Genomic DNA, 16963 nt, shown 5'->3' with positions numbered 1-16963 from the left:
GCATTGGCCGGGGCTTTTTTAGCATACAAGGCTATCTGATGGTTACATCATACCGCCCATGCCACCCATTCCACCCATATCAGGCATTGCAGGTGCATCATCTTTTGGCAACTCAGCGATCATCGCTTCTGTTGTCAACATCAGACCAGCAACAGAGCCTGCGTTTTGCAAGGCAGTACGCGTGACTTTAGTGGGGTCAAGAATACCCATGTCGATCATATCGCCATATTCACCTGATGCAGCGTTGTAACCATAGTTACCAGTACCTGCAACCACGTCATTCAAAATAACTGATGCTTCAGCACCGGCGTTTGTAGCGATTTGACGTAAAGGCTCTTCCATTGCACGACGGGCGATTTTGATACCCATATCTTGGTCATGGTTGTCACCACGTAGTTCACCCAGAGAGCTTTCTGCACGAACCAGCGCCACACCACCACCAGCAACAACGCCTTCTTCAACCGCCGCACGAGTCGCATGCAACGCATCTTCAACACGAGCTTTCTTCTCTTTCATTTCCATTTCGGTAGCGGCACCGACACGGATAACAGCAACGCCACCAGCTAACTTAGCTACACGTTCTTGCAATTTTTCTTTGTCGTAGTCAGAAGAAGATTCAGCGATTTGTGTACGAATTTGTTCAACACGTGCCTGGATTTCGTCTGCACGGCCAGCACCATCAACAATAGTGGTGTTTTCTTTGCTAACAGTGATTTTCTTCGCTTGACCTAAGTGATCTAAAGTCACTTTTTCCAGGCTCAGACCGACTTCTTCAGAAATCACAGTACCACCAGTCAGAACAGCGATATCTTCTAACATCGCCTTACGACGGTCACCAAAGCCAGGTGCTTTAACTGCACAGACTTTCACGATGCCGCGCATGTTATTGACAACTAATGTCGCTAATGCTTCACCTTCCACATCTTCAGAAACGATCAATAGCGGACGGCTAGATTTCGCTACTGCTTCTAATGTTGGCAGTAAGTCACGGATGTTTGAGATTTTTTTGTCGAATAACAGCACATAGGGATCTTCCAGTTCTGCTGTCATTGTTTGTTGGTCATTGACGAAATATGGAGATTGGTAACCACGGTCAAACTGCATACCTTCAACAACGTCTAATTCGTTTTCAAAGCCGCTACCGTCTTCAACAGTGATAACGCCTTCTTTACCGACTTTTTGCATCGCTTCAGCAATGATTTTACCGACAGAAACGTCAGAGTTTGCTGAGATAGTACCTACTTGAGCAATCGCTTTATCATCATCACATGGAGATGACATAGTGCGTAATTGTTCAACTGCCGCTTGAACAGCTTTGTCGATACCACGTTTCAGATCCATTGGGTTCATACCGGCAGTAACGGCTTTCATACCTTCACGCAGAATAGCTTGTGCCAACACTGTCGCCGTTGTTGTACCGTCACCTGCAGCATCAGAAGTGTGCGAAGCCACTTCTTTCACCATTTGTGCACCCATGTTTTCGTATTTATTTTCCAGTTCGATTTCTTTTGCGACTGAAACACCGTCTTTAGTGACGGTTGGTGCGCCGAAGCTTTTATCTAAAACAACGTTACGACCTTTAGGGCCCAGTGTCACTTTAACTGCGTTGGCTAGAGTGTTAACACCTTTAACCATTAACTGACGTGCGTCTGCACCAAATTTGACTTCTTTAGCAGCCATTGTAGTTATTCCTCTTATTCTTTAATCAAAGCAAATGAATCCAGGGATTAGGCTTCGATGACAGCAACAATGTCATCTTCACGCATGACTAACAGTTCTTCACCGTCAACCTTAACTTCAGTACCGGCATATTTGCCAAACAGTACTTTGTCACCCACTTTTACCGCCAAAGGGCGAACTTCGCCTGAATCTGTAATTTTGCCATCACCAGCAGCCAGGATTTCACCGCGAGATGGTTTTTCTGCGGCGTTATCAGGGATAACGATACCGCCAGCGCTCATTGTTTCTTCTTCCATGCGACGAACAATCACACGATCATGAAGGGGACGAAGATTCATCTGTATTTCCTCCGAAAAATGTCTATTTAATGACTAACTTAAATTGTAGGGAACTCATACAATGGGGTTGCAAAACCTGCTTTCAAGGGGACTAAGCAAAAAAATTTAAAAAATTTTTATCGAAGATGGTGTTTATCATCCTCATCGACCACTTCGCCATCAATCACCTCACCGTCACGATAATCTGAGCGATAGCGTTGTTGTGAAAAAGCACCACTCTGCCTTTGTGTGTAAAAAACGCGACTGTTCTTCGCCATCTGTTTGATGACCGATCTTCTAATGCCAGGAACTAATAATAAAAAGCCCAACGTATCTGTCACAAAACCCGGCGTTAACAACATCGCACCGGCGATGACCAGACACACACCTTCTAACATCTCAGTAGCAGGGATTTGACCACTAGCCAATGATTGCTGTGCCCTTTGTAGTGTTTGAAAGCCTTGAAGTCGTAGAAGGAATACCCCCAGCACAGCTGTCGCAACCACCAGCAAAACTGTTGGCAATGCACCAATTACATCGCCAACCTGAATCAAAACATAGATTTCAACGATGGGAACAATTAAAAACAGGAGAAATAAAAATCGAAACATAAGACGTCCACCGGAATAGTTATAACTATGGATATTGGTGCGACTTTCCTGATTTCAAGCCCTGATCGCAAATGTCGCTTAAATACAACAAAAATCACGATTTGTATCACTGTCACAAAACTGTAACGTTTTCTTCATCATGCTGAAACATTACGAGCATAAGGTGTGCGGGACTTCGGCTCTTACCGAATTGATAAACCAACCAGAGGATAGTCCCTTGAAATTGAAAACTACATCTTTATTAATTGCCGGTACCTTGTTTGGTGCAGCAATGTTGCCTGCACAGGCAAATAACGAAGCGATGGCTGACTTGTTAAAAGTTCTTCGTGACAAAGGCACCATTAGTGCTGAAGACTACAACATGCTCAAAAATGCTGCAGCTGCCGATAAAGAAAAAACAGATGCCGCTCAAGCTGAAGTAAAAAAACAAGTAGCCGAAGCGACTGCTGATATGCCAAAAATTACCACTGATGGCAAAATCAAAATTGAAAGCCGTGATGGTGCGTGGTCTTTCCAACCAATCGGTCGTGTTATGTGGGACGCAATGTCTACAGATGGTGACGGTGGTGATGAATACCACGGTTCTGAATTACGCCGCGCTCGTTTAGGTTTTGAAGGCAGCATTTACGATTGGGATTATAAATTTGAAGGTGACTTCGCTGAAGGTGATACTTCAATCAAAGACGCGTTTGTTGCATACAACACCAAATTAGGTGGTAACAAAGCCAACCTGAAAATGGGGCAATCACAAATCGCATTTGGTTTTAACACTGCTGCGAGCAGTAAATATATGACGTTCATCGATCGTCCTTTCTATGCTGACAAAATCACTTCACCAGCTCGTCAAAGTGGTTTAGTAGGTAAAATTGATGGTGGTATGTGGTCTTTAGCAACCTCTGTGACTCAAGGCTCAATAGGTGGTGGTGAAGCAGAAGAATCTGCAAACGGTACTACAGTCGCCGTTCGCGGTACAGTTTTGCCATATATGGCTGACAGTGCTCATTTAGTTCAGTTAGGCGCCGGCTACATGACTACTAGCTCGAATGCTGATAAGTTTGATTTCAACAATCACTTAACTGCCCATACTGATCCTCAGAAAATTCAAGCAAGAACACTTAATGCTTCACAGTTCGATGGCAGTGATGCTTATGGTGTAGATGCTGTTGGTATCTTTGGTTCATTCCACGTATTAGCTGAGTATAACGGTTTCACTGCCGACAGCAATGATGCGTTAGGTGACATTGATATTGACTCATATTCAGTTGAAGCTGGTTATTACTTAACTGGCGAATCAATGAAGATGAAACACGGTTTATGGGATGGTGTATCACCTAAGAATTCATATGGTGCATGGCAGATTGCTACACGTTTTGAAACGACTGAGATCGATGACAATGCTGATAATCAGCAAGCAGATATGTGGACTGTTGGTTTGAACTATATCCCAGTTAAAAACATTCGTCTGATGCTGGATTACAGCACAGTAACGAACTTCGAGTCTGACAATGCAGCAAGAGATGGTGTTGAACCATCAGCTATCAAATTCCGCGCTCAAGCGAAATGGTAGTTTAACTACGCATTTATGTTAGTTAGAGATAAGCCCTGCCCTTTGGTGGGGCTTTTTTCTGATTAGGAGATATTAGCAAGACAAGAGAAGACGATGACACAAGAAGAATTACACCACTACCACTCATTGCAGGAAATTCTCAGTCATGGACGTCTGACAGCACTGTTTCAACCTATTGTCTCACTGCATAACCAACAAATTTTTGGTTATGAAGCTTTGATAAGAGGCCCTTCTGATGGACCTCTTCATTCTCCGCTTACATTATTTGATACTGCCGTGAAACATGATTGTCTGGCAGAGCTGGATTTACTGTGTCGGGAAACAGCCATCAAACGTTATGGCCAACTCGGTCTCAAAGAAAAGCTCTTCATCAACACGACACCAGTCGCCATTTTAAACAGTGATTACCCACACGGTTTAACACTGCAATATGTTGAAGAAGCCGGGCTATCAGCCCAGCAGGTCATTATCGAATTAACCGAACAATATCCGATTGATGATTATGAATTGATGCGCACAGCCACCGAACATTACCGGGATATGGGCTTTTCCATTGCTATCGATGATTTGGGTGCAGGTTATTCTGGTTTACGTACATGGTCAGAACTTAAGCCTGACTTTGTCAAACTTGACCGTCATTTTATGCAAAACATTCATGAAGATCGGCAAAAACGTCAGTTCGTGCAATCCATGATTGATATTGCACAAAGTATTGGCTGTCAGGTCATTGGTGAAGGCATTGAAGTTCGTCAGGAATATATCACGGCTCAAAGTCTGGACATGCGCTTTGTACAAGGTTATTACTTTGGCAGACCCAATCGTAATCCACAAAAAGAACTCGACGCCAGCCTGTTTGCACAACGTAAAGAAACAACCCTGCAACGAACTGGCCGCCCCAGGGCCAATACATTAGTCAGTAGTCTGCTTACAGATTTAGACCCTGTCAGACATAACGATACGATTGATCGAATCTCAGATCGCTTCCAAAAGGCGCTCAAACTCAACGCTCTTCCGGTAGTTGATGATAATAATCGGGTTGTTGGCATCGTCTGGCGGGATGATTTTATGACCATGTACGCGAGCCGCTTTGGTCGCGAACTGTATGGCAGAAAACCCATTAAAGATTTTATGGATAAAAATCCCATCGTTGTTGAGACTGAGTTGCCACTGAAAAAGCTCAGTTACCAAATTACCAGTCAGGAAGCACACCACCAGCACAGCGTATTTGTGATTACTGAACAAGGCCGCTATCGCGGTGTCGGCAGCTTAATGGACTTGCTGCGTCAGATTACCGATATGCAAATCACCATGGCTCGTCATGCCAACCCACTAAGTGGCCTGCCAGGTAATGTGCCATTAAGTGAACATACCCGTGAAATTATCGAACAAAATCGTAACGTCACCGTCTGTTATTTCGACCTGGATAATTTCAAGCCATACAATGATATTTATGGTTATGGCAAAGGCGATAAAGTCATTAGTCTGACTGCTAAAACACTAACGGAATTTGTCGATCAGGACATCGATTTTGTCGGCCATGTCGGCGGTGATGATTTTATTATCTTGTTCGAAAGTAAAGACTGGCAGGAACGCTGTCAGCAGATTCTTCATGCGTTTGAAGCACTTTATCCGCAGTTATATAACTTAAGGCATCTTCAGCAACAGGGCATCAATGCGGTTGATCGGCATGGCAATGAAACTTTCTACCCGCTGCTTAGCTTATCCATCGGCGCAGTCAGAATTTTAGACTTTGCCAATATAAAAGCAGAAATTGATCTGACTGAATATGCCAGTAAAGCAAAATCAATGGCAAAACGGCTTACTGGTAACAGTCTGTATCAGCTTAAGCCAAGCAATGAAAATGACGTTGTCCAAAAACCACGTATACGTTTAGTGACTGAACAATAGTCGCTGACTAGACAGCCGTTTCGTAAGCGACCTGCTCCAGCACAAATTCGACACGTTGGCGAACCTTTTCACGTGTCTCGCGGAATAAGGCTATCACCTCTTCTTCTGTGCCTCGCATCTTTGCAGGATCAGGCAGGGGCAGGTGAACCTTTACCGTGTGTGGACTAAGTAATGGACACTGCTCCTCAGCGTTATCACATAATGTCACTAGCAAGTCCGCCCATTCCAACATTTCGCCATTCACACGGATGGATTCCTGCTGAGAAATATCAATCCCAACTTCAGACATGATTTTAATGGCGCGCTGGTTTTGTCCATGCGCCTCTATGCCAGCAGATTTAATCTCGACTTCTTCGCCGGCCAATGCTCTTGCCCAGCCTTCGGCCATTTGTGACCGGCATGAATTGCCTGTACACAAGAACATGACTCTTATCTTTTCCATTTCTAACCCTTTTTTTATAGCAGGCCGACCTTAACAAACCAATATGACAAAGCCGTTACGATGACATAACATTTTGATTTATTGTTAATTCCTAATTCAGACTTGAAGCTAACTGCATCGCTTCTGTTAAAATGCCTGTTTATCAAAGAATGAAGATCTCTATTGTGAAAAAACTCATTGGTCATATCCTTATCTCAGCAGCATTGCTGACGCCTATCTTCGCTCAAGCACAGACCACGCGTTATGTGTCGGATAAACTCGAAATTACCATGCGGAATGGGCAAGGGGTGAAATTCAACATCCGTAAAATGCTGGAGTCTGGTGCACGACTCGAAGTACTAGAAACCGATCCGGCAGGTTATTCAAAAGTCAGAACCACTGATGGTGTTGAAGGTTGGGTGCTAACCCGTTATCTAACCAATACCCCCAGCGCACGTGACCAACTTGAAGCCAGCCAAAAACGCGTTGCTAATCTGGAACTGGAAATTGCTAAATATAAAGAAGAGATATCATCTTTAAGTAACCAGAACTCTGACGTTGATACACAAAATATGTCGTTAAAAGAGAAGTCACAGCGTCTGAGCAAAGAACTTGATGATTTACGTCGAACAGCATCTAACGCTGTGGCGTTAGATAATGAAAACCGTCAGCTTAAAGAAAAGCTGCAGGAAATTGATCACGAAAATCAGTCACTCGTTATCGAAAACAATGCATTGAAAGATAACAGCACCCGTAGCTGGTTTCTAGTTGGCGCCGCAGTATTATTTGCCGGAATTCTATTAGGCATTATTCTGCCGCGCTTGAGAGTACGTAAAAAGGACAGTTGGGGTAGTCTCTAAGAGAGTTCAACTGTTTCATAAAAAAGGACGCTTTATGCGTCCTTTTTTTATTTATCAGCTCATATTCTATGCGCGTTTTTTGTGACCTTCTCTGAGGTGAGAAAGTCCCTCGCCTGCCAGAGAGCCACCGTCAATCTGATACGCCTTACCAAAACCTTTCACATAACGCCCCCCCATCGGCTTTAGTTTAAATAACTTAAAGTCGCTAAGTTGACTCAAACTCTTTATGCGATCGCCATGTCTGCTGCTTAAACAGGCAAGACCGCTATCCCAATCTGCAGAGTCAACAGCTAATAACTCAGCCGTGACACTGTATTGCACCCGTAGACGAGCAAATAGCTCGGCAGCAGAATCCTCATCCTCAATGATTAATACCGAGGCCCGGGCATGATGTTGTAAGTTTTTTGCATGCACAGCAATTTCACTAATCAACACATACAAACAGTCATCACCCACTGCAAATGGCGCATAGGAAGCGTAAGGTTCATTTTCCTCAGTTAAGGAAGACAGCAACAGACTCTTTCTACTGTTTACCATTGCCATAATTTCCTGACTGATTTTTTCTTCTAAGCCTTTATTATTCATAATTTCATTCTCACTGATATTGTTGTTGCATTGCCAGAAAACGTTGTTTTTGTTCTGCTAACAACTCACCTTTGTCATCTCGGCCAAGAAACACCTTAAAAATCACTTCACCCTCGGCATTTTCAAAGACAAAAGCATAGCTTTCCCGTCCACGATGTTGTTTATCCTGAAAACTGATCTGTTTCACTTGCTTAAGATTTAGATGACCGTGTAGCCCAGGAACAGGTCCATTCAAGTTATAGAAACCTTCGGCGACGCTGCCTTTAGGAAACGGCCCCTTAAATTCAAACACGCTGCCGCCATGAATAATGATGGTCACCATTGTGCCCCATTCGGAAAGCGTTTCCAGTAATTCCTGAGCCAGTTCTCCCGGCATTGCTGTGTCAGACATATATGCTCCTAAAAATCATATCGTACACCGAGTCTGATATCTTTACCCGGCATGTATAATTGTTGAAATGCGACGCGATAATATTGATCAGTCAAATTATTTACCGTCAAATCGACCGTGAAGTTTTTAAAGTCTCTTGGGGTCCACCTCGTATATAAATCAACCAATGTATAGTGTTCGTATTCTGTATTTACATCATTTGGTCGATGTTTTTGACTTTCAATACGTGATAATGTCACCCCAGCTTTAACACTATTTTGTAGCCACGAGTTACTCATATCCAATACCCATTTATCTGCTGGAATCGAAGAGATGGCTTCGCCTGTTTTTTTATCTTGACCTCTAGTTTGTCCATAACTCAACACTGCATTGAACGTATCAAACCGATAATTCATAGCCACTTCGAACCCTTGCAACTCCGCTTTATCAATATTTCTGTAATATGTGTTTCCCGGATTGGGTATTGGAGAAAAGATAGGATCATCGACTCTTTGTTCTATGAAATTATCCACATCATTGTGAAAAATATTGGCGTTAAATGTTAAAGCGTCAGATGAGCTCAACACATCAGACATGACATATTCAGTCATCAGCTCCCAATTTTGAGACTCCTCAGGCTTCAAATCAGAATTAGGCAGGAAGGTATTACAAAATCCAGGCCCCATACAAAAATGCGCCCCTGATGTGTACATCTCTTCTGAAGTAGGAGCTCGAAAAGCCTCATCATAACGTAGAGTAAAGTTCAGGTCAGGGCTTGCCTTCCAGATTAATGCTGCTGAAGGTGAAAACGCATTATCACTATGTTCTTCATCTAAATTATCAGCTTCAGTTTTGAAATAATCATAACGTGCACCCAGTTCCATATGCCATTTTTCGGCTATAGAAATATGAATTTCCGAAAAAGCACCTCATACATCTGTAGTTGCAGTTGGTGGTAATGGCCTGTTAGAACCACCGCGATCCGCATTTAATTTATCCTGATATCCATCCAAACCATAGATGAGAGCTATACCGCCAAACTCACTGCGATTATTAATATTCATGCCTAACGTACGAATTTCCGTCTTATCAAAACGTCCGTCAGAAGTCCGACTTTCATCCATTTTTGTTCGATCCCAATACAAGGTCAACTTCGTATTCACTAGAGAATTATCTGGATTAAAGTGATAATCAAATGAAGCTTGATCCGTTTGTGTTTCCCGATCGATCAAGAAATTTGATGTGGATACATCAGCAGCGCCATTGGATGGAATTCCACCGTTATTATAGGAGCGGCGAAAATCAAAAATTGCTACCTGATCATTATCAATAAACCAATCCAGTTTCGCCAATACACCTTTATCACGATCAGCTGAATTTTCGAGCTCATCACCGTTACCCAGTTCTAAATCATTACCATCACGGTAATACCCGGATAACAGTAAATCGACATTGCCAACTCGACTTGCAAGGGCAGCCGTTGTTGTCCAGTTATCACCATTTGATTGATAACCTTGCTTCACAAAACCGCCTAAATTATTGTCATGCAACAAGTCTGCTGCATGAATTGTATTTTGCGAAACCACCCCACCCAAAGCACCTGAGCCCCATAAAGAACTGCTCGGACCTTTAAGTACTTCCACATTTTTTAATAGTGATGGATCAAGAAAATAAGTGGGTCTGTGTCCAGAAACAAAATTTTGTCTGACACCATCGATTAACTGTAAGACACGGTTACCACCTAAGCCGCGTATATTTACCTCTTGTACCTGATTACGTGGTCCACCGGTCAGTGTGACATTAGGTAAATAGTTAACCAGCTGGGGAACAGAGGTGGCTTGCTGTTTTTCAATTTCTTCCTGACTGATCACACTGATATTACGACTACTGTTTTTACTATTCGTATCTCTTGTCGCCGTAATGGTGATTTCTTCAAGGTTACGATCTGCTGCGAAACTCAAACCTCCACTAATACTGAATAAAAATGGGGCCTGCATTAGCAGAACTAATTTTCGTAATTGCATAGTGTTATTTCCTGACATTCAAATATGATGCAGGAAAATTACCACTTAATACAAATGAGATCAATTATCATTTAGATGTAGATTAAAATATAATTCTTGCGTAGAATAAATATTTTCTGTCTTAACATGCCCGTAACAAACGATAAAAACATGGCTTTTATAATGATTAATAAAAAAATAGCTTCTCTTTTGTGCTCATTTCTTGTTCTGTTATTGTCTTTTTCTATCTCATCACTCGCGCTTGCAGAACCAATAAATCATCGTTTAGTCAGCGTTGATGGTAATGCCACAGAGATTCTACTTAGGTTAGGGTTAGGGAAACAGATTGTAGCTGCCGATATAACCAGCCAAGCATTATTACCTGAACAAGTCGAAAATTTAGGATACCACCGAACGTTATCTGCCGAAGGGCTGCTTCAATTACATCCTGATTTAGTTATCGGTAGTAACCATATGGGGCCTGAACCTACAATTTCTGCCCTCAAAAAAGCGAACATTCCTATTCTGCAACTTCATAGCCCAACTTCACTGAAACAACTTGAGATAAACATAGTGAAATTGGCCTCCCGAGTTAATGCTGACTCATCAGCCCAAAAACTCATAAAACAAATTGATAAACGACAAAAGTCATTACTTAAAAAACTGCCAGAAAAAAAACCATCAATGGTATTTCTTCTGGATATTGGTGAGCGCGGCTTATCCCAGGCTGGCACGGATACCACTGGCGATTCCCTAATCCAATTGCTTGGCGGTAAAAATATCAGTCAATTTAGTGGCTACAAATCGATTTCTGTCGAAGCCTTATTGGCAGTAAACCCAGATATTATCCTGGTTGGCAGTCGCTCAGACAGTTTGGATAGCGCCAAAAAATTAGTAGAGCGCCAACCTTTACTTCAACATAGTAAAGCGGGTAAAAATAATAATATTGTCAGCGTGAATGCAGCTACCTTAATTGCCGGGCTCAGCCTTGGGGCTCTGGCTGAAGCTGAACGACTCGCTGATAGGCTGTATTAGCCATCGACTCGTGACAATGCCTTATCAAACGCTATTCCGAAAACTTGCTTGGCCTTTTCTAGGCACTCTGCTTGTTATCGGCATTATTTTGTCTCTAACATCTGGCCCCATGAAATTATCGGGATGGCAGAGTTTATTAACTGTCTGGGATGGTGTTTTTCATACCGAACTTAGTCGCCTGAGTGATTATGAGAAGGTTGTTATCTGGGATCTTCGATGGCCTCGCACGTTATTGGCATTATTTATTGGTGCCTTATTGGCTATATGTGGCGCTGTAACACAAGGCTTATTTCGAAATCCCTTAGCAGATCCAGGCATTATTGGTGTGTCCTCTGGTGCAGGACTCGGAGCGGCACTCGCTATCGTAATATTTCCGGTAAGTTTCTCGGTCTTTGCAACACCTGTAGCGGCCTTCGTCGGTGGCTTAGTCACTAGTTTATTAGTGTACCGACTTGCACAATCCAGCCAGGGAAACACATCGGTGCTTATCTTGTTATTAGCTGGTGTGGCAGTCGCTGCTTTTACCGGTGCCGTTATTGGGTTTATGACATTCATAGCCAATGATCAGGCATTACGTGATTTAACCTTATGGGGTATGGGTTCATTGAATGGCGCCACACCTTTTATGCTCTGGCTTTCCGCGCTTTGTTGCCTGTGTCTGCTGGTTTTTTATCAGTATTGTGCAAAAGCATTGAATGCTTTATTGCTAGGTGAAGCTGAAGCTGCACACTTGGGTATCGATACTGAGCGGCTAAAACGTCAATTAATTATTGCTACAGCGATTGGTATTGGCATTGCTGTCTCCGCCTCAGGCATTATCGGCTTTATCAGCCTTGTTGTACCTCACTTAATCCGTATGACATTAGGCCCTGATCACCAACGCTTATTGCCCTTATCTGCCATAACTGGTGCGGCACTATTATTACTAGCTGATGTAGCTGCCCGTGTCTGGCTTGCTCCAGCCGAACTTCCAGTTGGCTTAGTCACGGCATTGATTGGCGCACCATTTTTTGTTTTTCTTCTCTTACAGCAACGTCAGCGTTTAAGTACATTGTAGAACGATGATGACCAGTTTAACTTTGCAACACCTCAATATTGCTCATGACGGACGCTCTATCCTGAATATAGAGCATGCTGAAGTTGAGCCTGGAGAATTTATTGCTGTTCTGGGTCCCAACGGAGCGGGAAAAACCAGTTTATTTCGTGCGATTACCACAGAATGGAAGCCCAGCTCAGGAAGCATTTTTTTACATGATAAAAATGTCGATAACTGGTCTCGCCGGGAGCGAGCCAAACATCTCGGTATATTACCTCAAGCATCACAATTAACTTTTCCATTTAGTGCCAGTGAGGTCGTTGAAATAGGGGCTACACCGTTATCTTTACCTACAGACGAGCTTGTCAGCCAAACACGTTTTTGGATGGAAAAAACTGATACATGGCAATTTGCTGATCGACTCTTTACCAGTCTCTCAGGTGGTGAACGACAGCGTGTGCAACTAGCACGAATATTACTTCAGGTATCACAAGCCAAAAAACCACCTGTGGTCTTGCTTGATGAGCCGACATCAGCACAGGATTTAGGTCAACAGCATCACTTATTACAATTAGTTCGTCAGCTCAGTCATGAAGCGCATTTCTCAATTGTGGCTATTTTGCATGATCTTAACCAGGCAACACGTTATGCCGATAAGATCTGGTTGTTAAATCAGGGTAAAATGTATGCTCAAGGTTTACCGCAGGAGATATTAACACCTGATACCGTCAGCGCGGTCTGGGGTTATCTTCCTGAAAAACTGGTCACCCAAGCAGGAAATAACGTTCTAATTTAATGACTCTATATGACTGATAAAAGCAGCTATGAGCTGAGTGGCATCCTAAAACAAGCACTCTTGTACAAAAAGCATTTAGTCAAAGCCAATATCATAGCGATACTGGCTACACTTTGTGCCGTGCCTGTGCCGTTATTATTGCCGTTAATGGTCGACGAGGTACTACTCAACAAACCCGCATCAACAGTCGCCTTTATTCAACAATTAACCCCTGATAACTGGCATGGTCCGGTTTTGTATATTTTGGCGGTATTGCTGTTTACTTTGGTGTTACGTGTGGCCTCCGTTATTTTAAATGTCGCTCAATCGCGCTATTTCACGCTTATTGCCAAACGTATTACTTTCCGCATCAGACAAAAGCTCATTAAACGACTGGGCCGAATTGCCATCAGCGAATATGAGACCCGTGGTAGCGCTGGTATCGCATCACATTTTGTCACTGATATTGAAGTGATTGATAACTTTATTGGCAACACCATCAGTCGTTTTATTGTGGCGACACTAAGCATTATCGGCACGGCAGTTATATTGCTATTTTTACACTGGCAACTGGCTTTACTGATTTTATTTATGAATCCCCTGGTGATTTATTTCACCATGGTGGTCGGTAAACATGTCAAAGAACTCAAAAAGAAAGAAAACTCGGCCTTTGAAATTTTCCAGCAAAGCCTGACCGAAACCTTAGATGGAATCCAGCAGATACGCACTGCTAATCGGGAAAAGCATTATCTGCAACGCGTCATTGATAATGCTCGACAGGTCAGAAATCATGCCTCGGAATTTGCCTGGAAAAGTGATGCTGCAAACCGTTTTTCCTTTGTGATATTCCTGTTTGGTTTTGATGTATTTAGAGCTGTCAGCATGTTTATGGTGATTTTCTCTAATCTAAGTATTGGTGAGATGTTCGCGGTATTTGGTTACCTGTGGTTTATGATGGGGCCAGTGCAGGAAATACTGAATATTCAATATTCTTTTTACTCTGCCAGTGCAGCTGTCTCTCGTCTTAATAGTTTATTTAGCATGCACGAAGAAGTCCGTTACAAAAGAGAGATTAATCCTTTTGTAAATGGGCAACCAAGCAGCATCCGCATTGAAAACTTACACTTTAAATATGGGGATAATAATAAAGTCCTCAGTGGGGTATCACTCAATATCAAAGCGGGTGAAAAAGTGGCGCTGGTCGGAGCCAGTGGTGCAGGAAAATCAACCTTAGTGAATGTGTTATTAGGTTTATATCCAGCCGATGAAGGCATGGTATTTTTTAATGATGTACCGGTGAGTAAAATTGGTTTGGATACCGTTCGCGAGCATGTGTCCACTGTCTTGCAAAGCCCTGCTTTGTTTAATGATACGGTTCGTCAAAATATAACGATGGGTCGTGTTTATAAAGATGATGCTATCTGGGAGGCCATTCGAATTGCTCAGATAGAAACGGTCATTCAGGATTTGCCTCAGCGGCTGGATACTATTATTGGTCGTGATGGCGTGAAATTATCAGGTGGTCAGCGTCAACGTTTAGCCATTGCCCGCATGGCATTAGTCAATCCAAGCGTTGTCGTACTGGATGAAGCCACCTCTGCCTTAGATAGCGATACCGAATTTCAGTTACATAATGCTTTAGAACAGTATCTGGAAAATCGGACGACGATTATTATTGCCCACCGTCTGAGTGCCGTGAAACAAGCCGATCGTATTATCGTATTTGATGGTGGAGAAATTATTGCCGAAGGCGACCATGATTCATTGATTAATCAGGATGGTTTGTACCAAAAGCTTTACGCTCAGCAGATATAAAAAAGCCCGGTTAAACCGGGCTTTTTTTGATTTACTATCGACGCTTGAGTTGTTCAATATCCCGAACAGCCCCTTTCGCCGCCGAAGTGGTCAATGCCGCATAGGCTTGCAGCGCTAAACTCACTTCACGTTCGCGACCAACAGGTTTCCATGCATCATCCCCTTTCGCTTCCATGGCTGCACGACGATGAGCCAGCTCTTCATCGCTCAACGCAACATTGATCTTACGGTTAGGGATATCGATATGAATGATATCTCCTTCTTCAACCAGACCAATATTACCGCCTTCTGCCGCTTCAGGAGAGGCATGACCAATGGATAAACCGGATGTACCACCTGAGAAACGGCCATCAGTTAACAAAGCACAGGCTTTACCCAAGCCTTTTGATTTCAGGTAGCTGGTTGGATACAACATTTCCTGCATGCCTGGTCCGCCTTTTGGTCCTTCATAACGGATAAGGACAACATCACCTTCTTTGATGTCGCCTCTTAAGATAGCTGCCACAGAATCATCTTGTGATTCAAAAATACGGGCCGGGCCAGAGAAGGTCAGAATAGACTCATCAACACCCGCTGTTTTCACAATACAACCGTCTTCGGCCAAATTGCCATATAACACCGCGAGACCACCATCCTTACTATAAGCATGTTCAATATCACGAATACAGCCATTTTCACGGTCCAGATCCAACTCAGGCCAGCGACAATTCTGACTAAAGGCCTGTTGGGTTGGAATACCTGCAGGGCCTGCAAGATAACGTGTTAATGCTGGTTCATACTGGCTACGTTTCACATCCCATTGTTTTAAACCTTCACCCATAGTTTTGCTGTGAACGGTCGGTGTATCTGTATGTAACAAACCGCCAGCGGCTAATTCACCCAGAATAGAGATAACACCACCAGCACGGTGAACATCTTCCATATGGTATTTATTGGTAGCAGGCGCGACTTTACATAAGTTCGGAATTTTACGAGACATACGATCAATATCTGCCATCGTGAAATCCACTTTTGCTTCATTCGCTGCGGCTAATAAATGCAGCACGGTATTGGTCGAACCACCCATAGCAATATCTAAGGCAATGGCATTTTCAAATGCAGCTTTTGTCGCAATAGAACGTGGCAATACGTCAACTTCATCATTTTCGTAATAACGTTTTGCTAAATCAACAATGCGGCGGCCCGCTTCCAGAAACAGCTCTTCACGATCTGCATGGGTGGCTAATAAAGATCCATTGCCTGGTAAGGATAGACCTAAGGCTTCTGTCAGGCAGTTCATTGAGTTTGCAGTAAACATACCTGAACATGAACCACATGTCGGACAAGCACTACGCTCAACCTGCTCAACATCCGCATCGCTGACATGTTCATCAGCTGCCTGCACCATGGCATCAACCAGATCCAACTTGACATCTTTGCCAGCTAATTTTGTTTTACCGGCTTCCATCGGACCACCAGAAACAAAAATCACCGGAATATTCAGGCGCATTGCTGCCATTAACATCCCAGGCGTAATTTTGTCGCAGTTGGAGATACAAACGATGGCATCCGCACAATGCGCGTTAACCATATACTCAACAGAGTCAGCGATAATGTCGCGCGATGGCAAACTATAAAGCATACCGCCGTGCCCCATAGCGATACCATCATCAACAGCAATGGTGTTAAATTCTTTCGCAACACCGCCCGCTTTTTCAATTTCGCGCGCAACTAATTGACCCAGATCTTTTAAGTGAACATGTCCTGGCACAAACTGTGTAAACGAGTTAGCAACGGCAATGATAGGTTTATTGAAATCATCATCTTTCATTCCTGTAGCGCGCCATAAGGCGCGTGCGCCAGCCATATTTCTGCCAGCAGTAGATGTTCTTGAACGATATTGAGGCATGCGAAATCTCTCCAGAATCTATTTTTGCTCCATGTAACTCTTAGATCACACGGTTATAATCTGATAAATTTTACACGACACTTGGCAAGTGT

16 protein-coding genes are annotated in these 16963 nt (G+C 43.2%); 7 read left to right on the top strand and 9 right to left on the bottom strand.

The features are described 5' to 3' along the window. Positions 1-42 precede the first annotated feature (42 nt). From groL to BM232_RS07810, 3 genes are all read right to left on the bottom strand, one after another. Complete coding sequence (gene groL, locus BM232_RS07820) at positions 43-1680, bottom strand: chaperonin GroEL (RefSeq protein ID WP_091713180.1); 1638 nt, start codon at positions 1678-1680, stop codon at positions 43-45. A 47-nt stretch (positions 1681-1727) separates the two neighbouring features. Next, complete coding sequence (groES, locus tag BM232_RS07815) at positions 1728-2018, bottom strand: co-chaperone GroES (protein WP_091713177.1); 291 nt, start codon at positions 2016-2018, stop codon at positions 1728-1730. A 116-nt stretch (positions 2019-2134) separates the two neighbouring features. Further along, on the bottom strand, positions 2135-2608 hold the full coding sequence (locus tag BM232_RS07810) for an FxsA family protein (protein WP_091713175.1): 474 nt from the start codon (positions 2606-2608) through the stop codon (positions 2135-2137). 217 nt (positions 2609-2825) lie between these two features. Between BM232_RS07810 and BM232_RS07805 the strand changes: the two genes are divergently transcribed. Both BM232_RS07805 and BM232_RS07800 read left to right on the top strand, forming a co-directional pair. Beyond that, the gene (locus BM232_RS07805; RefSeq protein ID WP_091713172.1) at positions 2826-4175 is read left to right on the top strand and encodes an OprO/OprP family phosphate-selective porin; all 1350 of its coding nucleotides are present in this window, start codon (positions 2826-2828) and stop codon (positions 4173-4175) included. Between the two features lie 93 nt (positions 4176-4268). After that, positions 4269-6083, top strand: coding sequence for a GGDEF domain-containing protein (locus tag BM232_RS07800; protein WP_091713170.1), 1815 nt, complete (start codon positions 4269-4271; stop codon positions 6081-6083). A gap of 7 nt (positions 6084-6090) precedes the next feature. Here BM232_RS07800 and BM232_RS07795 read toward each other — a convergent pair whose 3' ends face one another. Continuing rightward, positions 6091-6525, bottom strand: a complete 435-nt coding sequence (locus tag BM232_RS07795) for an arsenate reductase ArsC (protein WP_083821519.1) — start codon at positions 6523-6525, stop codon at positions 6091-6093. A gap of 164 nt (positions 6526-6689) precedes the next feature. On the opposite strand from BM232_RS07795, the gene BM232_RS07790 reads away from it, so the two are divergent. Then, positions 6690-7364 carry a TIGR04211 family SH3 domain-containing protein gene (locus BM232_RS07790; RefSeq protein WP_245752848.1) on the top strand — a complete coding sequence of 225 codons (675 nt, stop codon included), beginning with the start codon at positions 6690-6692 and terminating at the stop codon, positions 7362-7364. Positions 7365-7430: 66 nt separating this feature from the next. On the opposite strand, the gene BM232_RS07785 is transcribed toward BM232_RS07790, so the two are convergent. From BM232_RS07785 to BM232_RS07770, 4 genes are read right to left on the bottom strand one after another with little or no spacing between them, the layout of a single operon-like run. Beyond that, positions 7431-7949, bottom strand: a complete 519-nt coding sequence (locus BM232_RS07785) for a HugZ family pyridoxamine 5'-phosphate oxidase (RefSeq protein WP_091713165.1) — start codon at positions 7947-7949, stop codon at positions 7431-7433. Positions 7950-7959: 10 nt separating this feature from the next. After that, the gene (hutX, locus tag BM232_RS07780; protein WP_091713163.1) at positions 7960-8340 is read right to left on the bottom strand and encodes a heme utilization cystosolic carrier protein HutX; all 381 of its coding nucleotides are present in this window, start codon (positions 8338-8340) and stop codon (positions 7960-7962) included. An 8-nt stretch (positions 8341-8348) separates the two neighbouring features. Next, on the bottom strand, positions 8349-9233 hold the full coding sequence (locus BM232_RS07775) for a TonB-dependent receptor domain-containing protein (RefSeq protein WP_281248283.1): 885 nt from the start codon (positions 9231-9233) through the stop codon (positions 8349-8351). A 15-nt stretch (positions 9234-9248) separates the two neighbouring features. Beyond that, complete coding sequence (locus tag BM232_RS07770; protein WP_177207287.1) at positions 9249-10343, bottom strand: TonB-dependent receptor plug domain-containing protein; 1095 nt, start codon at positions 10341-10343, stop codon at positions 9249-9251. Positions 10344-10505: 162 nt separating this feature from the next. Here BM232_RS07770 and BM232_RS07765 point away from each other — a divergent pair, with 162 nt between their 5' ends. From BM232_RS07765 to BM232_RS07750, 4 genes are read left to right on the top strand one after another with little or no spacing between them, the layout of a single operon-like run. Next, positions 10506-11357, top strand: a complete 852-nt coding sequence (locus BM232_RS07765) for a heme/hemin ABC transporter substrate-binding protein (protein ID WP_177207286.1) — start codon at positions 10506-10508, stop codon at positions 11355-11357. A 16-nt stretch (positions 11358-11373) separates the two neighbouring features. Beyond that, positions 11374-12414, top strand: a complete 1041-nt coding sequence (locus tag BM232_RS07760; protein ID WP_091713152.1) for a FecCD family ABC transporter permease — start codon at positions 11374-11376, stop codon at positions 12412-12414. Positions 12415-12418: 4 nt separating this feature from the next. Next, the gene (locus tag BM232_RS07755; protein ID WP_245752846.1) at positions 12419-13189 is read left to right on the top strand and encodes a heme ABC transporter ATP-binding protein; all 771 of its coding nucleotides are present in this window, start codon (positions 12419-12421) and stop codon (positions 13187-13189) included. Positions 13190-13198: 9 nt separating this feature from the next. Further along, on the top strand, positions 13199-14983 hold the full coding sequence (locus BM232_RS07750) for an ABC transporter ATP-binding protein (protein ID WP_091713148.1): 1785 nt from the start codon (positions 13199-13201) through the stop codon (positions 14981-14983). A 34-nt stretch (positions 14984-15017) separates the two neighbouring features. On the opposite strand, the gene ilvD is transcribed toward BM232_RS07750, so the two are convergent. Further along, positions 15018-16871, bottom strand: coding sequence for a dihydroxy-acid dehydratase (ilvD, locus tag BM232_RS07745; RefSeq protein ID WP_091713145.1), 1854 nt, complete (start codon positions 16869-16871; stop codon positions 15018-15020). Positions 16872-16963: the final 92 nt, after the last annotated feature.

Source organism: Methylophaga sulfidovorans, from assembly GCF_900114205.1.
GTDB classification, from domain to species: domain Bacteria; phylum Pseudomonadota; class Gammaproteobacteria; order Nitrosococcales; family Methylophagaceae; genus Methylophaga; species Methylophaga sulfidovorans.
This window is presented reverse-complemented; position numbering and strand designations above follow the sequence as displayed.

Excerpts from the sequence above, each read along its gene's own strand:
- groL (WP_091713180.1), bottom strand. The coding sequence starts at position 1,680 with ATGGCTGCTAAAGAAGTCAAATTTGGTGCAGACGCACGTCAGTTAATG.
- groES (WP_091713177.1), bottom strand. The coding sequence starts at position 2,018 with ATGAATCTTCGTCCCCTTCATGATCGTGTGATTGTTCGTCGCATGGAA.
- BM232_RS07810 (WP_091713175.1), bottom strand. The coding sequence starts at position 2,608 with ATGTTTCGATTTTTATTTCTCCTGTTTTTAATTGTTCCCATCGTTGAA.
- BM232_RS07800 (WP_091713170.1), top strand. The coding sequence starts at position 4,269 with ATGACACAAGAAGAATTACACCACTACCACTCATTGCAGGAAATTCTC.
- BM232_RS07795 (WP_083821519.1), bottom strand. The coding sequence starts at position 6,525 with ATGGAAAAGATAAGAGTCATGTTCTTGTGTACAGGCAATTCATGCCGG.
- BM232_RS07785 (WP_091713165.1), bottom strand. The coding sequence starts at position 7,949 with ATGAATAATAAAGGCTTAGAAGAAAAAATCAGTCAGGAAATTATGGCA.
- hutX (WP_091713163.1), bottom strand. The coding sequence starts at position 8,340 with ATGTCTGACACAGCAATGCCGGGAGAACTGGCTCAGGAATTACTGGAA.
- BM232_RS07770 (WP_177207287.1), bottom strand. The coding sequence starts at position 10,343 with ATGCAATTACGAAAATTAGTTCTGCTAATGCAGGCCCCATTTTTATTC.
- BM232_RS07765 (WP_177207286.1), top strand. The coding sequence starts at position 10,506 with ATGATTAATAAAAAAATAGCTTCTCTTTTGTGCTCATTTCTTGTTCTG.
- BM232_RS07760 (WP_091713152.1), top strand. The coding sequence starts at position 11,374 with ATGCCTTATCAAACGCTATTCCGAAAACTTGCTTGGCCTTTTCTAGGC.
- BM232_RS07755 (WP_245752846.1), top strand. The coding sequence starts at position 12,419 with ATGATGACCAGTTTAACTTTGCAACACCTCAATATTGCTCATGACGGA.
- BM232_RS07750 (WP_091713148.1), top strand. The coding sequence starts at position 13,199 with ATGACTGATAAAAGCAGCTATGAGCTGAGTGGCATCCTAAAACAAGCA.
- ilvD (WP_091713145.1), bottom strand. The coding sequence starts at position 16,871 with ATGCCTCAATATCGTTCAAGAACATCTACTGCTGGCAGAAATATGGCT.